Below are 18,033 nucleotides of genomic sequence, written 5' to 3'. Positions count from 1 at the left end.
ATTAATCATTACTCACCGTAACCAGGGTTCTGCACCAGTTTTTTATTGGAATTCATTACAGCCCTGCTTAATGGCCAGTAAGAACGTCGCACATCTGTAAAACCGACTATGTCAGTATTACCATTTCGAAGCTGACGGTCTTTTAACACGGGATCCATAATTTCTTTCACTTTGTTTGTTCTTACCAGATCAAACCAGCGTTTGCCTTCGCCGATGAGCTCATATTGACGCTCCTCCAAAATTGTATTTTCCATTGCAGCTTTAGCATTTACCTTAACATCGGTTGCCAGATACTGATCTACATTGGCCCTTTTCCGCACAAAATTTAAATATTTAAGTGCATTTGGCAGATCATTGTTTCCGTTAAGTGCTTCTGCGTAGAGCAGATAAATATCAGATAACCTGTACATTGGCAGGTAAACAGCTGTATTCTGATTGTAATACAGGTTTAATTCTGTAGTGGGTATTGCACCAACCGGGTTTGAAGGACTTGGATAGAATTTCAGGAAACGATCACGGTTGTTAAGGCTAGGATTTGCAACTGCATACACATCTAATGTTTGTTTAGGCCTGATATCGTTGGTATGAACAGGCTGGGTTTGAGGCAAAAAGTAACTTGCGTATAAAAGCGGATCAAGTTGCATCTGTCTGTTATTAGGAGAAAAAGATATCTGCATGCAGGCACAACTGTTTGTGGCAAAATCCCAGTGGATAGACCATATGGTTTCTACGCTCGCTGCAGGGGCCGTAAATATACTTTTCCAGCTGGCTGTTGGCTCCAGGTTGGCATCAGATGTACCCGTGTAAAGTGCGCCTTTAGGGTTTCTGGCTTTAAACAGGTTATTGATCCAGAGGATAGCATTGGTATAATCTTTTTTCCACATATACGCATCTGCCAGGGCTGCACAAATAGCACCTTCATTCATATAGTAGACCGATGCATTCTGATTTTTAACGGTGAGATCGTATGCTGTTTTTAAATCCTTGATGATCACTTCGTCTAAAATCTGCGCTGCCTTAGTCCGTTCCCGCTCGGCTGCAACCTGACTATCCTCGTAGGGTTCTAACCAAACTGGCGCATCGCCCCAAACCCTCACCAGGTAAAAATAAGAAATTGCCCTAATGGCATAAGACTGCGCCAGGTTTGCATTAACAATTGCCTGGGTAACATTATTATCTAAAGCTGGCACCCCTGGTATATATTTAATGTTGCTGTTTGCCCTGGCAATCACGGTATAAAGCCTTGACCAATCGGCATAGGGATTATCTGTGGTAAGGGCATTAAGTGCAATCTCTGTTGTGTAGGTAGTGGTATAAGAAAGAAAACGGTCGAAATTATCTGACCTGAATTCGCCCCAATAGTGGTAGCGGTCGTTAAACTGCGATTCGCCCACCATAGTGAGCTGAAAAGCAGAATACATGCCCGCCATTGCGGCATCAATATCATATTTTGATTTGTAGAATTTATCGCTCGACACCTGCGAAACAGGAGCTTCTGTAAGAAACTTTTTGCAACTGCCCATAGTGAGCAATAGCATAAAAATACAGGTATATTTTATTGTTTTCATGTTGCTTATTATAAACTGATGTTTAAACCAAATCCAAGTTCTCTTCTTTTGGGATATTTCCCTGTATCATCGCCGGGGGTTAAGGGGTTAGAAGTGCTAAATTCAGGATCATAACCCTTATAGTTGGTCCACGTTAATAAATTCGTGCCATATATAAATGCTGTTACTCCTTTGAGATACAACCGTTTTGCAAGGGCCGGATCCATACTATAGGCAAACCTCATACTGGCAAGCCTGATAAAAGAACGGCTTTCCAGGTAGGCACTATTGCCATTAGCTTTTAAATTCCCCCTGGAAGGTCTGTTTGGATAATAAGGGTACTTTGCGATATCTCCAGGTTTTTGCCAGGAATTGTACAGCACATCCGGGTTACCAGGACCTGTATTAGATGGATTGTTTGCATTATACAACAAGGTATTATAAATGTCTCCACCTATAGATGCATTGAACAATACATTCAGTGAAAATCTCTTATAGTTAAATGTGTTGCCAAAACCAATATTGAACTTGGGTTGGGCATTGCCGATCACATGACGGTCACCATCATCAATCAGGCTATCCCTTTTGATATTTGCCCATTCGGTATCTCCTCCAACAAGTTTACCGGAAGGATCGTATAGGTTATGAACGGTTCCGTTATAAGGCTGTCCGTTGAAAGTGTACTGTGGTTTTCCGTTCACATACAAAGGTTTGTTATCAGCGCCCAATACCACCGTCAGTTTATCCCAGCTATCGTTATAGGCATTAGATTCGTTCCATTGGTAAACCCCTAAGTTTTTCCATCCATAAAAGTCTCCAATTTTTCCACCTTCCTGAACATACCATTTGTTGCCTGCAATAAACGGAACGCCGCCTGCAAGTTCCTTAATGGTACCCCTTTCGAAATAAATGTTCGCATCTATGTTCCATGAAAAATTCTTTTTGGATATTGGCGTACCGGAAACGGTGAATTCAATACCTTTATTAACAATAGAACCAAGGTTAACAATAACTGTTGAAAAACCTGTTTCTTTAACCAGCTGGCGCTGATATAACAAGTCCTTTGATTCCTTCTCATAAAGTTCGCCGGTGAAGTTCAATCTTCCTTTCAAAAAGGTAAGATCCAATCCCAGGTTTTTCTGGATGCCGGTTTCCCATTTAATCAGGCTGTTGCCTATCGTGGTATTATAGGCTGCCCCACCTATCCCATTGTAATTTCCCTCAAACTGTACTTTGGTAATGGCACCATAATCCTCGATCTGATCGTTACCAACCCTTCCATAACTTGCGCGGATTTTGGCATCATCAAGAAATGACTTGGACCAATCCATAAACTTTTCTGCAGAAAAACGCCAGGCCATTGATCCCGAATAAAAGGATCCGCGTTTGTTCTCGGGGCCAAAACGCGACGAACCATCATTGCGGTATACTGCACTGGCAAAATACCGGCTTTTATAATCATAGTTTACCCTGGCAAAAATAGCCTGATTGGTGTTGGCTGTACCAGTGGTATAAGTTTTGGAGCCCGTCAGGTAAGCAGGAAGGGTAACTATAATTTCCTCACTTGCTGAATTCAGGTACTCCAAATGAAATACACTCTGCGTTCTCCGGATGGCATTTGCCCCCAATGTTGCGCTTAAGGTATGGTCTTTAAATTTTTGGTTATAGTTAAAATAGGTCTGCGCTTCATACCTGAAATTTTTGGTCAGTTCATTTATACCATTGTTTGTATTCCGGTTTGGACTCACATACCGTGGTGCAAAAAAAGTATACTGTGGATTCTCATAGGCCAGGTTAAAAAGTGTGGTCCATTTGATATGCTTGGTGAGATCAAAATCCAATTGGTTATTGATCTGTGCCGAATAGGTTTCGGTTTTATTGATCTCATACATCGCATTGGCCACAGGATTCCGCTTCGAAGCGATATAACTCGTTAATGCCCCATCCGGATAATAGATCAGCGAGTTTGCAGGCCTGTCGAAAATAACATTTACCGTTCTTGCAATGGGTATTTCATTTTTGGTCTGATAGTAAAGCGAAAAATTCGAGGTGTATTTAAGCTTAGGCAATGCCTGGTAAGAGATGTTCAATCTGGTTTGAAGTGATTTCGCAAAACTGTTGATCACAATAGATTTATCGTCGATATAATTTACGCTCGAATAATAGTTAAAAGTTTTTGAGGCTCCTGCCAAACTTGCATTGACCTGGTTTCGCTGACCGGTATTACCCAGCAACAAATCCTGAAGATCATTATCTGAATTAAAAGAAACGTTCAATGAATCTGTATTCGAGCCTGCCGTGATCAATCCTCCGTTCTGTAACCTTCTAAAAGCCCTAACCTCCTCAGAATTACTCTGCGGGAGTTTATGTGCCAGTTTGCCAAACAGGTGTGTATACTGTACATCTACCCTGGGCTTGCCCTCAATCCCTTTTTTTGTCGTAATCAAAATCACACCATTAGCGGCTTGTGCACCATAAATAGACGCAGAAGCTGCATCCTTCAGGATTTCAATGCCTGCAATATCCAATGGATTGATGTTTCTACCATTGTCTGTAATTACGCCATCAACCACATAAAGCGGACCTGCGCCACCGTTTAAGGTAGTTACCCCTCTAATCTGAACGGTTCCTTCGCCTCCAGGACCACCATCGGTGGTTACAGTTACGCCTGAGGCTTTCCCCTGTAAGGCATTCAATAAGTCTACAGGTTGGCGCTCCTGTATATCTTTGGCGGAAACAGAAGAAACTGCTGAACTAAGGTCGCTTCTTTTAACCTTGCCGCCAAAACCGATTACAACCACCTCATCTAGCGCATTTGAAGCATCTTCCAGTACAATATTGATTGCTCCGCCGCCAACTTTCCTTTCAACAGTGTTATAACCGATCATGTTAAATTGCAGAATGGCATTTGGGGCTACTGAAATGGTAAATTTACCGTCGTTATCAGTAGATACTCCGCCAGTCTGGTCTTTCACCCTTACCGTTACGCCCGGGAGGCCTGCCCCGCTACGGTCTTTAACAGTTCCAGATACTTTTGTTTGCCCCTGAGCAGAAACATTAAAAATACTCGTCAAAGTTAGCATACATGCAAATACCGCTACCTTCAGCAAAGTCAGATCAGCGGGAAAAAATCGTGTAAATCTTCCTTTCATATCCCTGAATTAAAAGTTAGTAGAAAGTCGACTGGATAGACGGGCTGATTGGCCCGATGGGTGGCGCACAACAAGTTATTGATGTAACGCCAATGGTTCTCAAACCCTGGGTAATTTCTGTTACTCATACGATTTAGTTTTATATTTGGTTAATGCAATTAAAGGATAAAACAAGAAATAGTTGATGCAAGAATTGGCGAACTAATCAACTATTTTGGCAATAGCTCCTCTACATTTTGAAAATAGCTTTCTGATCGAAATGCCTATAATTATTACCCGACACCTATGTTTAGAAAAGCAATAGAGCTGGGAATGGGAATAAAAATTTAAAATCTGTTTACGATAATGATGTCAAAATAGCTTTTAAACGGACCCGGTATCAATAATAGCATGCTACGCAATTTAATAGCATAATAATCAACCATTTGACAGAATACAATTCAGCAGTTATAGGCATAAGGTCTCTGCGCAGATGTTATTTCTTAGCATAAGCAATCAGCTTAAAAATTAAAAAACAAAAAAACTATAGCCCGATTCAATATCCTAATCAAGAATTTTAATGATCATCAGACGTAATCAGATAAGTCTCACCTTTCCGAACGCCAAGTTCATAAAGATAAGTTTGCTTTAAGTTAAGCGGCTGCAGCGCTGTTTGGCTATGGTTAAGGTATTTTGTTTCCTCCATATGTTTAAGATCACCCATCCGTAAGCCTGCATTCAAATGCTTGATCTTAATTTTGGTAAACGTCCTGATGCTGCATTTTCCGGTTCTATTTGCTTTAAGGGATGCCGATTTAAGCTCCCCATTCGCCCATTGTATCCCGATGTTATAACCTCCCCTTGCTTTAATCCCTTCGATTTTACCCGACGGCCATGCATCCGGCAGTGCAGGGAGCAAAACCAGTTCATCATAATGGCTCTGCAGCAACATCTCTGTCATCCCGGCGGTAGCCCCGAAATTACCATCGATCTGAAACGGAGGATGTGCATCAAAAAGATTTGGATATGCTCCACCACCGCTCATCTGTCCTTTTGGTGAAAGTGGGTCAATATAATTTAATGCCGAGCGCAACACCTGATACGCATGATTTCCATCCTGCAACCTCGCCCACCAGTTCGTTTTCCAGGCCATAGACCAACCTGTACTAACATCACCACGGTGAAATAAAGACTGTCTGGCTGCCGATGAAAGTTCGGGGTTCCCGTAAACATTGATCTGATTTGCAGGGTAAAGTCCATAGAGTTGAGAAATGTGCCTATGCTGATCTTTAGGGTCATCCCAATCCTGAAACCATTCCTGTAGCTGTCCATATTGCCCGATCTGATAAGGATATAGCCTGGCTTTGGCCTGTTCGAGTCTTTTTGTAAATGTGCTGTCGGTCTTCAAAACTTTCGACGCCAGTATGCACTGTTCGAAAAGTTCTCTGATAATTGACATATCCATCGTAGAGGCAATGCTCAATTGATATTCTTTGCCTTTTATTTTGACTGTATTTTCGGGAGAGGTGGAGGGATTGGTAACCAGGTAACCGCTTTTAGGATCCTCTATTAGCCATTCCAACATAAATTCAGCCGCACCTTTCATTAAGGGGTATCCCGTTTTCTTCAAAAACAAGGTATCATTGGTATACAGGTAATGTTCAAAAAGGTGTGTACTCAGCCAGGCTCCAGCCATTGGCCAGGCGGTTTTTCTGGGCATTTCCCGCTCATCCTTATCAAAAGCACCTACCGGTGAGGTTTTGGCCCAGATATCCGAATTGTGATGGGCAACCCATCCTTTATTGATATTATAATTCACCCTGGCTGTTACTGCCCCGTTAACTGAAAGGTTTTTGATCAGGTTAAATAATGGCGCATTACACTCGGTAAGATTGGTATTTTCTGCCAGCCAGTAATTCATCTGTGTATTTATATTGGTCGTATAGTTACTGCCCCAGGGTGGCTGCACCAGATCATTCCAAAGTCCTTGAAGATTTGTAGCCTGACCTCCTTTTCTGGAACTTGATATCAGCAGGTATCTTCCATACTGATAATAGAGTGCCATCAGATTTTGATCAGGAACCTCATTGTTCTTAAAACGCAACAACCGTTCATTGGTTGGCAGTTGATCCAATTTAAAATCCTGATCCCCAAGTTCAAAATTTACCCGATTAAAAAGCTTTTGGTAATCGCTCAAATGATCCTTAAAGATCTGCGAATTGCCTTTTCTAATGACCTTTTTCATGTAAGTCATGGTCTGTACCGAAGGATTTTTACCTGCTAAACCTGCCGACTTATTAAAACCATTGAAACTTGTTGCAGCTGTTAAGTAGATGACAACTTCTGTTGCCTTGCTTACCGTTAAATTTGAAGAGGTATTTTTTACGGTTCCGCCAACATTGGCCACTTTCACCCTGATCTGAAAATTCATTCCCTCTTTTTCATCGTAGACCACCTGTTGAGGATCATACTCCCTTGCGGCCACATACTTTGGTGCTTTACCATTCAAAATCAGTTGTTGCTGACCTGAGCTTGCCACCACATATTTTAATTTGCTTGTTAAATCAAGCTTGAAACTGATCGAATTTGCTTTGCTAGCCGTTAGTTTCAATACCAAAACCTGATCGGGGTAGCTCATATAGCTTTGTCTGGTATATTTTATTCCATCTACGGTATACCTTAGCAGAGAGACTGCATTAGCAAGATTAAGTTCGCGATGGTAGTTCGTAAAAGTGGCATTTTTATGGTCAAATTCCAGAAATAAATCGCCCATTGGAAGGTACCTTGCCGAATATGGCCCCTGCATTTTACTCCAGAGCGCTGTTCCTTTCAGGTAATCTCCTTCAAACAATGCTTTCCTAACTTGTGGAAGCAGGTTTGGTCCTTCCGGATTGTTCCCCGGGGCTGGATAACCAGACCATAAGGTGCTTTCATTTAACTGTAACCTTTCCCGATGCACGTTGCCGAATACCATGGCACCCATTTTCCCATTACCTAAGGGCAGTGCCTCCTCCCAAACCCTGGCAGGCTGAACGTACCACAACTTTAGGGGCCTGGCAGTTGTTTTTTGAGCATTAACCTTTGCAGTATCAAGACCTATAAAACATATGATTAACTGAAAGATTAAAACAATTCTTTTCTGACTAAGAGTCTTCATATGAGATATCATAAATATTTGGTTATAGTAGGTTTATTTTGCCGAAGCTTAACAAAAGCTGGCATCTGCTAAACCATGATTTTAAACAGAATACCCTGGTCTGTTAATCCTGATTATAAATTTAAAATAAACCGCTTTTATATTTAATCTGCAACTACGTAATAATACATTAGGTTTTACTCTTCCGAATTATCCATTTAGTCAACAAAATTGACATCAATCAGCAAGCTTACGCTTAAAGCAGGCCAATTATGTTTAGTATTCTGCAAATATGATTGACAAATGGAATTCTATTTAAGATTAATTTGTATGAACCATTTATAAACCGATTGCTTTTTTTAAACCTTCTCATAGAAGCCCACGCAAGCCAAACCACTATTCATTAATAGATTATCAATAATGACTAAAATGCTGAATTTAATCCGTGTTACTAGTTTTACTACCATGCCAAGTGGCCGAAAGCTCAAAAAGGGAGATCAGCTAAGATATGATTTCCGAATCGAAAATATTAGTGATTCCATCATTACTAATATCTGTATCAATAAAGAAGGTGAAGAGCCACAAAAGGAAGGAATATCCATCAGTCCAGGGCTTAGCCACACAATAAGTAAAACTTATTTCCTAACCCTAGAGGATGAACGGACAGGGATTATCCGAAATACTTCAATCCTATCGGGCCAGATACCTACAGGAGAAATCATTACCGAAAAACTGACAGGATTGAATGAGATAAAATAAATATGAAAAGACAAACTGTTCGGTTTGTCTTTTCTGATGTTGATTTTATTGTGCTACATCGGCATAAGATGTACCAATTCTTATTTTTTTAACAAAATGGGTTGCCTGTGAAGAATCACCTCCATATACGCCCCACTTCGGATCACAGTAATCGACATCTAAAGTTCTGCAATACAAGCGCTGACTACCATTTGCCAGTGTCTGTTTAACGCCATTATACCAGAATTCAATATAGCCCACTGCAGGATCTCTGGATACTTTCATCCGGATAACGAATTTAAGCCAGGTGTTTACCGCCAGTGTGGTAGACCATGGAACCGTGGCTACATGGTTGTCGTCGAAATGCTGTAATTCAAGGTTCCCCGATTTGGTTCTGAGCATCAGGGGATGATTTTGTAGTGACCCGGCAGTTGGATAGGATTTCCATTGGAATATGGCCTCTGTTTTTAATGTAGTTGGCATGTAAATCTTACTGGTCCATCCTATATATATTTCATCTCCATCCTGGGCTTCGTAATTTTTGGCACCATGGCCCTCTGTCCTGTGGCTTGATGCTGGCTTCAGAAATTTCCAGGTTAGGGTACCCGTTTCATCATTTACGGTAGTTACCGTTCCTGTACCTTCAATATTAATGTCTTTCCATACGTTAGCCGATCCGTTGGAGGCATCACCATTAAAGAGCACAGACATGATCTGTACCCCTCCTGATGTAGTGTTTTGCTGCTGTTCAGCTTTGCCAATTTTTTCTCCCGGCGTTTCGGCTGTTGATTGTTTTTTGCAGCCATACTGCAATACGGTGGCGCAGGCAAGCGCCAGAATTACTGGTTTAAAAGTTCTCATAAGGTTATTATTTTGGTTAGTAATAACTAAATTTAGCGCCTTATTTCATTTCATTATTCTGCACCATAGGCCAATTAATCAGCTGGATTAGCATATTAAGAGAATCATTTTCGCCCTAGATATTTTAGAGCTTTTTTAAATAAATCACGAATGAGCATTATGTAAATGAGGCTTTTTTATTAACATTACATTTATTTTATGTTGATGCTTCGAAATATTCAAATTGATTTCCTAAGGTTTTTGGCCATAACACTCGTTATCATGCTTCATTCAGGTGGTTTTACAAATTCCAATATAATAAACCAGATTTACAATACTATAGCGCGTGGAGGATGGATTGGAGTAGATTTGTTTTTCGTTTTAAGTGGATTTTTAATTACCTCACTGGTCCTGAACGAATATAAAGCATCTGGCAAATTTGACGTTAAAAAATTTTTGATCCGGAGAGGCATAAAAATATATCCTTTATTCTACTTTTTTCTGGTCTTCCAATTTTGTTACAGCGCTTACCTTGGAAAGCCTCAGTCTTCCATAAATCTTCTTTATGAAGCAACTTTCATCGCTAATTATACAGCATTAAATAATCTATTTCTTTGGTCGATATGTGTTGAGGAACATTTTTATCTGATCATTTGCATGTTTGCCTATTTCTTCCAAACGCATAAAGCTTTTCATCCTAAAATTATCCTGAAGATTTATGTTTTCACATTGCTCCTGGGATTCTGCATCCGGATGTTTAATTACATTGAATTTCAAAACTATGATTTTTATAGGGATTACATACCAACTCATTTGCGAATACATGGGCTTTTTGCAGGTGCAGCTTTAGCATATTTTAATATTTATAAACCCAATGCAATTGCTGCAGTAATTGATAATAGAATTTTAAATTCAGCATTACTGTTGTTATCTGTAGCTTTTCTGCTTATTAATTTCATTTGGAACTTAGATGAGGATATAATAGTTTCTACATTATGTTTTACAACAAATCCTATCTGCTTTGCTTTCATTCTGGTCAATCTAATCACCATGAAAAATAGCTGGATACTTAGTTTGTTAAAACCTATGGCATATATTGGAAAATACTCCTACTCCATCTACTTGTTTCATATATTTTTCTTAAGCGTAAAGTATCCTTTTATCCATAACTATGGCCTTATGTTCGTTATCATTCGATTTGCAGGCATATTTATTGGAGGAATTGTAATTAGTAAGTTAATAGAATACCCGATTCTTAAATTAAGAGATAGGTATATTCCAAGTAACGCAAAGCTGTCATTGGCTTCGTCCTAAAATTCTTTATCATAAACGTTCCTTAAGCTGATGTTGGAACCGCGCATGTATTTTTGGGTTGCTTAAATACCAGCCAAAAACTTGATGATTTACAAAATGCCGTTGCACAAAAAACTCGAGCAGTTAATTTTCTGGAAATTTTGGGCCTTGTAATTACCGAAAACTAACGGAGCTCTAGCCTCTAATGTTGATTTATATAACCATGATGATATTTTAAAGTATTATATCCCTAGGTTTTCACGCGTCCGTATTACTGTATTAACCGGCAGCATCAATTGCTCAGCTATCTGCTCATGTGTCAAAGAAGCATCCTTTATCAGCGCATTTATAACCGCTCCGCCAAACCTTCCGATCTTTGAACGGTTTTTAAGCAGTTTGGGCAACTTGTCTTTAATATCTGAACCAACAGATTGCGGTGCCAAAGGATATTTATGGTTGTTCAAGGAAAAATTCAGTTTTCATCGAACCGCTGAAATGACGGAAACGTTTAATCGTATTTACCTGATAAACAAAAAAAATAGGGAGTAAAAAAAAGGGCAAAAGATCTTTAAAAATCCTTTGCTCTGTGAAGGGTCCAATCGCAGTTCTTAATAAAAATCAATTTGTGGATGAATTAATCGAACTAGGCCGATTTTCAAAAATTCTTTTAAAGGGATAAAATCCAATATTGGTTTTGTAGGAATGAGGATTGCTGAAATCCTCAACTTGAAAATCAATTGGTTCGAGGGTTGAATTCAATACGCTATAAATTTAAAACAAGAAAACCTTTCAGGCCATCTCCTGTTCATTACCTATTGAAGGTTTTCTCCTCTTAATACTGCAGGCTAAAACTGAATACTTAATATTTTAAAAAAAAGCGTTTTTAGAAACTTGATATTCGCATAAAGCTAAGATATAATCAGTTTACAACTTGAGCATAAATTAAGAGCGAAGTTTCTTTATCAATTTTATAGATTTGAACATGATTTCAGAAAGCAGCCTTGGTATTAATGATGATTTTGAGAAAGACCTTAATGAGGAAAAAGATATTGACCTGGAAGAGCCATCATCTGCATTACTGCTCAACGCCATTCCCCAGCAGGTATGGACAGCGAATAGCGCTGGAGAAATCAATTATGTAAACGATGTTATTTGCAGGGATTTTGGCCATAGTCCAAAAACAATCTTAGCGCAGGGCTGGACCTCCTTTGTACATCAGGATGACCTGCTTTCAAGTATTCAGCGCTGGAAGGCATCACTAGAGAGCGGAAAAGAATATACAAACGAATTTAGGTTACTTTTCTCCGACGGCCTTTACTACTGGCACCTTGTTATCGCAAGACTGGTGAAACAGAAAGGGAAACCCGATATCTGGGTGGGAACCAATACCAATATCCACACCCAAAAAATGAATGAGGCCAGAAAGGATGAATTTATTTCTATCGCGAGCCATGAACTCAAAACCCCATTAACCACCATTAAAGGGTTTCATCAGCTCCTTTTGAGAATAGCTGAAGAGGGCAAGGTAAAAAGTTATCTCGAGCGTTCATCAGGACAACTCAACAGATTGGAAAAACTCATAGGCGATCTGCTGGATGTGAGCAAAATAAATGCAGGCAAAATGCTTCTGAATTCAGAACTGTTTGATTTTTCCAGCATGCTCAAAGAAGTGGTAGTAGAAATGCGGCAGATGTACCCTAAACATGAACTGAAATTAGCGATTCAGGATGAAACTGCCTTCAATGGAGATCGATTCAGGCTCGAACAGGTAATCCATAACTTTGTTTCCAATGCCGTCAAATACTCCCCGGATTCAAAAACAGTAGAAATCAATGCAAAAATAGCTGACGGGAACATTATCGTTTCAGTAACTGATTATGGAATTGGTATCAAGTCGAGTGATTTAGAGCAGCTATTTGAACGGTATTACCGCGTAGATAATTCCTCAACCCGATTTGATGGGCTTGGCCTGGGGCTGTATATCTCTGCAGATATTATCAAACGCCATGGCGGAAGTTTCTGGATAGAAAGTACTTTGGGTAAAGGATCTGTTTTTTCTTTCAAGCTGCCATTGATCTCAAACTACCTGGTAAGCCCGGAAATACACACTAAGAGCCATTATAAGGATAAACATATTACCATATCCTGCCCAGCTGACAGTGATACGATGCACGTAGAATGGACAGGACACCAGGATATGCATTCTGTCAAACACGGCGGCACTTTAATGATCGAATACTTAAGGGCAAATCAGCGGAGCAAAGTGTTTAACGACAACAGGCTTGTTCCCGGAACCTGGTCAGAAGCCTCAGATTGGGCTGCAAATATCTGGTTGCCCCTAATGGAACTGGCCGGCTTAAAATTTTTCGCATGGATACTGTCAGAAAGTGCTTTTAGCCAGCTTTCTGCAAAAAAGAGCGTCGAAAACGACGATAAACAGGCTGAGATTGTTTTTTTTACTTATGCTGAAGAGGGATTAAAATGGCTGGCAGACAAAAAGTGAACGGGTTATGATGCTACACCCTAATGCAAAAATTACAGCTATTATCTTATCCTAAGTGAAATAAGATTAGCCGGGAGAGTAATTACATTTGTTTTTTGTCGGGATGAGAAGATTCGAACTTCCGACCTCCAGCACCCCATGCTGGCGCGATACCTGGCTACGCTACATCCCGATTAAAAGTTATGCCGGCAAATATAATAGCAGATGAAAACAATCACAATCGATAAATTGCAACCCATTGAAAATCATGCCGAATAAATTACAAAGTTAATTTCAGTTTTTAGAGGTATATTAAAGATAAAATCTTGTTTTGGCAAGGTAATGAGTGGATACTGGTTGGAAAAGCTAAAAAAGAGCCTGATTATTTAATAAAAAATGATCAGGCTCTATCGATATGTTCTGAAAATAATAAATTGATGCAGTTACTTTTGGCACTTACCTAGCCACCAGTATAATTAAAAGAAACCCTTGTTGCAATTTCTGTATAGCCATCATCTTTAAAATAAGCAACATAGTAGCTTCCTGCAGGACTATTGGCTGGCAGGCTCAGTGCGACACTTCCACTTGACATTCCATTGGTATACTTCCAGCTATTAGCATAATTGGTACCGGGTACTTTGTTACTTTGATAAATCCCTACCCAGGCTTTCGCATTAGTTGAGCCATTTGCAAAATTTACTGTAATCGTTTCGCCATTGGCGTAATTTGTTTTATTCAAACTTATTGTCGGCTTTATGCTTGTAATCGAAAAAGTGGTAATTAATCCTTTATGATCGGATGGCCATGTTCCTGTTGGAATCAGGAAAGGATTGGTATAGGTTGGATCTTCATATCCTTGTCCCCGCACAATTGATCCTGAAGGCCCAAATACAATAGATTCACTTACATTGACCCTGTTACTATTATCGGCATAATAAATGTAATCAATCCGGTCCCTTTCATCTGCATCGGGCGCCCAGACAAGTGAGGAGAGGCTGGCACTGGTATTAAATGCGGCCCAGGTAAAGCCGGGTGCGGTGACCGGGTTGGAATTCCTTACCCTATAAGAGTCCTTAAATCCTCTAGCATATAAAGTAACACTGTTCTGCCAGGGAACAATAGTTCCGCGGTGGTCAAAAAGATTCTTTTGTTCGTTCACCCAATCCAGATGAGATGGTTCGTTAAAATCTCCACCCAATATTACAATCCTACCACTATCCCTTTCCAGTTTTGCATCATTCACAAAAGCTGCGATTTCTTCATCTCTACTGGATTGCAGATTTGAGGCCAAAATAGCATTTACGTCGGTAACTGGCTGACTCATTTTTTGAAAACTATTGCCATCGTAGCCCCTGGGTAGGTAACAGGCATAATTTAAATAGTCTAAATGTGCTGAATAGATAGCAACCTGGGTATTGAGATCAAGATTGATAACCGCCTTATCAAATGCATTTCCATATATCCCTGTTTTAAATGATACGATAGGATATCTGGATATGATTCCTACATTATTGTCTTTAAAAGAATAAAAGGTTAAGTTTTTCGCACTTAATGCCGCTAGAACCCTGGCGCTGAAATTCGTATTATTATAATTGCGCACTTCACTTAAGGTGATTAAATCTGCGCCGGATTGTACAATGGCATCAATGATACCATTAAAACCTCCTGATACCTTTGTCCCCTCCTGCCACACATTCAGCTGCAATACTTTTAAACTAAGCGTTGAGCTCGCGGAGGTGCTGGCCTTTAGCATTGTGGAAGGTAATGCAATAGTACTATTTGCAGTGGTGGGTGTGTTGTCCTTTTTGCAGCTCATTAAGATGAAGCAGCAAAGGAGGATAGTAAGAAAATTGGTTTTCATAATTGCTATATTAATATTTGGTTAAAATCATGATATTATAATCTATGAGAATTGGTAAATACTGGTTTACTTAATATGGCTGCACTGCCAGGCGGAAACAAGACATACAAAAAGTAGGTTGTTTTTGCATTAGATGTTTTGAGTTTAGGTTTGAAAAATATTGCCATTAATTTTAGTGCCCTATTTAACCTGATGTTCGCAGGCAATTACCCGATTGCAAAACAATCCTCAACACTCCCCTTTTCCTGCTTCTGTACTATCCAAAGTTCAGCTCACTATTTAACTGAAATGCGAACTACCTTAAGTTACAAACAAGTAATTATAGCTTATAAAATTAAATGAGCGCAAACGTTTGTTTTAAAATTATATATTGAACGGTTATTTAATCTATTTTGATTCCAAAAGACAGAGATTCCTTATACCTTATTGTTTAGTTAATTGCAAACGGATATCTATATCGCACAAACGTTTGATAATTCATTCTGGGTGTATTAAAAAAATAGCATTTATTAAATTAATATGAATTTGTATTACAATTAAGACTGGTTTTTCATATGGTTAATGAAGTAAGTGACATGGCTAGAAGCTTGATACGATGACAAAAATAATTCATCAGTCATGAAGCTAATTTCAACCAGATTATTGGCAAAGCAGTTTTTTTAAAAAAAAATCAAACAACTGCCCCCCTAACTAGCTGCCACTTTAGTTATCAAAAACTTTAAATCTTTAAAAACCAAATCGGGCCTTCTGCCGTTTATCAAAAATAAATTTTATCAGTTTGGGCAAGGAAAATCACATCAATACAAAAAAAATAAATGCACCCTTAGATCTTGAAGTTCTTTACAAGGTTTTGGATGCGTCAGTAACCGGAATTGTTATCACCGATAATCTGTTGCCAGACAATCCGATAATCTACTGCAACCCTGCTTTCGAAGAAATTACGGGATATAAAAGAAACGAGATCATTGGCCATAACTGTAGGTTCCTCCAGGGCAGGGATCGCCAGCAGCCTGAGCGCCAGGCAATTTCGACTGCACTTGCCAGCGGAGAGAGTTGCAGGGTTGAGATTAGAAATTACACCAAAAAGGGCAAATTGTTCTATAATGAACTGTATATATCGCCAGTTAAAGAAGAAAATGGTAACATCACACATTTTATTGGCATACAGAATGACGTGTCTTCCAGGCGGAGGTCCCAACAGGAACTCGAACTGGTGCAACAAGAGACAGAACGGAAAGTTGAAGAACGAACCAGAATGTACCGGGAGAGCCAGGAATATTTAAGCAGCATCGTTGAAACCATTCGGGAGAGCCTTGTTGTGATGGACAAACACTATAGGGTGCTAAGCGCCAACAAGCATTTCCTCAATACTTTCAAGGTTTCTATAAATGAAACAAAGGGAAAGTTGCTTTACGATCTTGGTAATGGTCAATGGAATATTCCGGAGCTAAAAAAGATGATGGAAGAAATCCTTCCTACCAACAATCCGGTACTGGACTATGAAGTTGAACATGAATTTCCGCATATCGGCAAAAAACTGATGCTTCTTAATGCCCACCGCATTGAGCTTGAAGGCAGATATAAGGATTGGATATTGCTTGCAATTGAGGATATTACAGATCAGCGGGCACTACAGCAGCGTAAGGATGATTTTCTTTCCATTGCCAGCCACGAGCTTAAAACACCGCTAACTACCATTGTTGGATATATGCAGCTTATGAACAAGCTGATGCCTGATAATGCGAGTGATAAGTTTAAAGCTGTGGTAGAAAAAACAGGAAAGTATATCCAGCGCCTAAATCAACTATTGTCCGAACTTCTGGATGTATCCAGGATCCAGACCGGCAACATCACCCTTCACCGTGAGGATTTCGACTTTGATAAAATGGTGGCTGATACTGTTGAGAGTATGAGAGCAGCAACGCCATCAAGAAAAATTTCCCTTACGGGAAAAATTGGCAGAAATTTTAACGGGGATGAATCCCATCTCATTCAGGTTGTTTCAAATTTGTTGAGCAATGCGATCAAATATTCTGCTGATCACACGGAAATCCAGGTCCAGGTTTCATCCATTAGCGATTTTATCAAGGTATCTGTAATTGATGAAGGCATGGGCATTAATGAGGATGAACTAGCTAAGGTTTTTGACCGCTTCTACCGCGTCGGAGAGGTACACAAACATTATCCGGGAATGGGAATTGGACTTTATCTTTGCCAGCAGATTATTACCAACCATGGCGGCACCATATGGGCCGAAAGCCAGAAAAACGTTGGATCTACCTTCAACTTTACCTTACCGATGTATTAGCAGTCCGATCAAAATATGAAAGATAAAAAGATTCTGATTTGTGATGATGATTTAGGCATACTGGAAATGCTGGAACTGTTTTTGGAAGATGAAGGCTACCAGGTGCTAATTGAGCCTAACAGTATTAATGCGCTTAAAACAATCGAACGGGAGTCGCCGCATCTTATTCTTCTTGACATTTGGATGCCTAAGATATCAGGTGACCAGATCCTGAGGTCATTAAGACAGAACAGCAAAATTGCCTTAATTCCGGTATTAATGTACTCTGCGAGCACTGATGGCAAAAATATTGCTGAAAGCTGCGGAGCCGACGCCTATGTCCCCAAACCTTTCGATCTTAATGTGTTGCTGGATGAGATTGAGAAACTGATTGATAAATGATTGCTCAACGGCTTAACAGGTTGAGAACCTTTCGAACGTTATTTTTTGAGGGTTCTAAAATGATCCGGAAATATTAAAAGCATAAATATGTACATTTTTTAATTTCAGCTAATGGTAAACCATCTTAGGAATACAGAGTTGTGAAGCAAAAACAATGGCAGGTTTAGGCAAATGCAAAAACCTTCCCGCGTATCACATCTGAAAGGTATATCTGGCACTCAATATCACGAAAAAGAATCGGGATTTAAAATCTGAAGACAGGTGCGATACGCATTAGCAATGCAGAAGATAAATTTCACTTCAATATTTCGCAGCA

At 39.7% G+C, this 18,033-nt stretch carries 11 protein-coding genes and 1 tRNA gene; 5 read left to right on the top strand and 7 right to left on the bottom strand.

What is annotated here, in order from left to right:
* Nucleotides 1–8: 8 nt before the first annotated feature.
* The 3 genes from CA265_05290 to CA265_05280 form a co-directional block, all read right to left on the bottom strand.
* The gene (locus CA265_05290) at nucleotides 9–1,568 is read right to left on the bottom strand and encodes a RagB/SusD family nutrient uptake outer membrane protein (GenBank protein ID ARS39118.1); all 1,560 of its coding nucleotides are present in this window, start codon (nucleotides 1,566–1,568) and stop codon (nucleotides 9–11) included.
* Between the two features lie 8 nt (nucleotides 1,569–1,576).
* Entirely contained in the window at nucleotides 1,577–4,699 is a 3,123-nt protein-coding gene (locus tag CA265_05285; protein ARS39117.1) for a SusC/RagA family TonB-linked outer membrane protein, read from the bottom strand.
* A gap of 556 nt (nucleotides 4,700–5,255) precedes the next feature.
* Nucleotides 5,256–7,835 (bottom strand): alpha-L-fucosidase, encoded by a 2,580-nt coding sequence (locus tag CA265_05280; GenBank protein ID ARS39116.1) that lies wholly within the window; start codon nucleotides 7,833–7,835, stop codon nucleotides 5,256–5,258.
* A 444-nt stretch (nucleotides 7,836–8,279) separates the two neighbouring features.
* Between CA265_05280 and CA265_05275 the strand changes: the two genes are divergently transcribed.
* The gene (locus tag CA265_05275; GenBank protein ID ARS39115.1) at nucleotides 8,280–8,573 is read left to right on the top strand and encodes a hypothetical protein; all 294 of its coding nucleotides are present in this window, start codon (nucleotides 8,280–8,282) and stop codon (nucleotides 8,571–8,573) included.
* Between the two features lie 45 nt (nucleotides 8,574–8,618).
* On the opposite strand, the gene CA265_05270 is transcribed toward CA265_05275, so the two are convergent.
* Complete coding sequence (locus tag CA265_05270; protein ARS39114.1) at nucleotides 8,619–9,413, bottom strand: hypothetical protein; 795 nt, start codon at nucleotides 9,411–9,413, stop codon at nucleotides 8,619–8,621.
* Nucleotides 9,414–9,611: 198 nt separating this feature from the next.
* On the opposite strand from CA265_05270, the gene CA265_05265 reads away from it, so the two are divergent.
* Nucleotides 9,612–10,706 carry a hypothetical protein gene (locus CA265_05265; protein ARS39113.1) on the top strand — a complete coding sequence of 365 codons (1,095 nt, stop codon included), beginning with the start codon at nucleotides 9,612–9,614 and terminating at the stop codon, nucleotides 10,704–10,706.
* A gap of 221 nt (nucleotides 10,707–10,927) precedes the next feature.
* Here the strand turns inward: CA265_05265 and CA265_05260 are convergent, their stop codons facing one another.
* Nucleotides 10,928–11,149 carry a hypothetical protein gene (locus CA265_05260; protein ID ARS39112.1) on the bottom strand — a complete coding sequence of 74 codons (222 nt, stop codon included), beginning with the start codon at nucleotides 11,147–11,149 and terminating at the stop codon, nucleotides 10,928–10,930.
* A gap of 518 nt (nucleotides 11,150–11,667) precedes the next feature.
* Here CA265_05260 and CA265_05255 point away from each other — a divergent pair.
* Nucleotides 11,668–13,188 carry a hypothetical protein gene (locus CA265_05255; protein ID ARS39111.1) on the top strand — a complete coding sequence of 507 codons (1,521 nt, stop codon included), beginning with the start codon at nucleotides 11,668–11,670 and terminating at the stop codon, nucleotides 13,186–13,188.
* Between the two features lie 95 nt (nucleotides 13,189–13,283).
* Here the strand turns inward: CA265_05255 and CA265_05250 are convergent.
* A tRNA-Pro gene (locus CA265_05250) sits at nucleotides 13,284–13,360 on the bottom strand.
* Between the two features lie 267 nt (nucleotides 13,361–13,627).
* Nucleotides 13,628–15,028, bottom strand: coding sequence for a hypothetical protein (locus CA265_05245; GenBank protein ARS39110.1), 1,401 nt, complete (start codon nucleotides 15,026–15,028; stop codon nucleotides 13,628–13,630).
* A 796-nt stretch (nucleotides 15,029–15,824) separates the two neighbouring features.
* On the opposite strand from CA265_05245, the gene CA265_05240 reads away from it, so the two are divergent.
* The gene (locus CA265_05240) at nucleotides 15,825–17,336 is read left to right on the top strand and encodes a PAS domain-containing sensor histidine kinase (protein ID ARS42893.1); all 1,512 of its coding nucleotides are present in this window, start codon (nucleotides 15,825–15,827) and stop codon (nucleotides 17,334–17,336) included.
* 15 nt (nucleotides 17,337–17,351) lie between these two features.
* Nucleotides 17,352–17,717 (top strand): response regulator, encoded by a 366-nt coding sequence (locus CA265_05235; GenBank protein ARS39109.1) that lies wholly within the window; start codon nucleotides 17,352–17,354, stop codon nucleotides 17,715–17,717.
* Nucleotides 17,718–18,033 lie beyond the last annotated feature (316 nt).

This window comes from Sphingobacteriaceae bacterium GW460-11-11-14-LB5, assembly GCA_002151545.1.
Taxonomy (GTDB): domain Bacteria; phylum Bacteroidota; class Bacteroidia; order Sphingobacteriales; family Sphingobacteriaceae; genus Pedobacter.
This window is presented reverse-complemented; position numbering and strand designations above follow the sequence as displayed.

Excerpts from the sequence above, each read along its gene's own strand:
- CA265_05290 (ARS39118.1), bottom strand. The coding sequence starts at position 1,568 with ATGAAAACAATAAAATATACCTGTATTTTTATGCTATTGCTCACTATG.
- CA265_05285 (ARS39117.1), bottom strand. The coding sequence starts at position 4,699 with ATGAAAGGAAGATTTACACGATTTTTTCCCGCTGATCTGACTTTGCTG.
- CA265_05280 (ARS39116.1), bottom strand. The coding sequence starts at position 7,835 with ATGAAGACTCTTAGTCAGAAAAGAATTGTTTTAATCTTTCAGTTAATC.
- CA265_05275 (ARS39115.1), top strand. The coding sequence starts at position 8,280 with ATGCCAAGTGGCCGAAAGCTCAAAAAGGGAGATCAGCTAAGATATGAT.
- CA265_05270 (ARS39114.1), bottom strand. The coding sequence starts at position 9,413 with ATGAGAACTTTTAAACCAGTAATTCTGGCGCTTGCCTGCGCCACCGTA.
- CA265_05265 (ARS39113.1), top strand. The coding sequence starts at position 9,612 with ATGTTGATGCTTCGAAATATTCAAATTGATTTCCTAAGGTTTTTGGCC.
- CA265_05255 (ARS39111.1), top strand. The coding sequence starts at position 11,668 with ATGATTTCAGAAAGCAGCCTTGGTATTAATGATGATTTTGAGAAAGAC.
- CA265_05245 (ARS39110.1), bottom strand. The coding sequence starts at position 15,028 with ATGAAAACCAATTTTCTTACTATCCTCCTTTGCTGCTTCATCTTAATG.
- CA265_05235 (ARS39109.1), top strand. The coding sequence starts at position 17,352 with ATGAAAGATAAAAAGATTCTGATTTGTGATGATGATTTAGGCATACTG.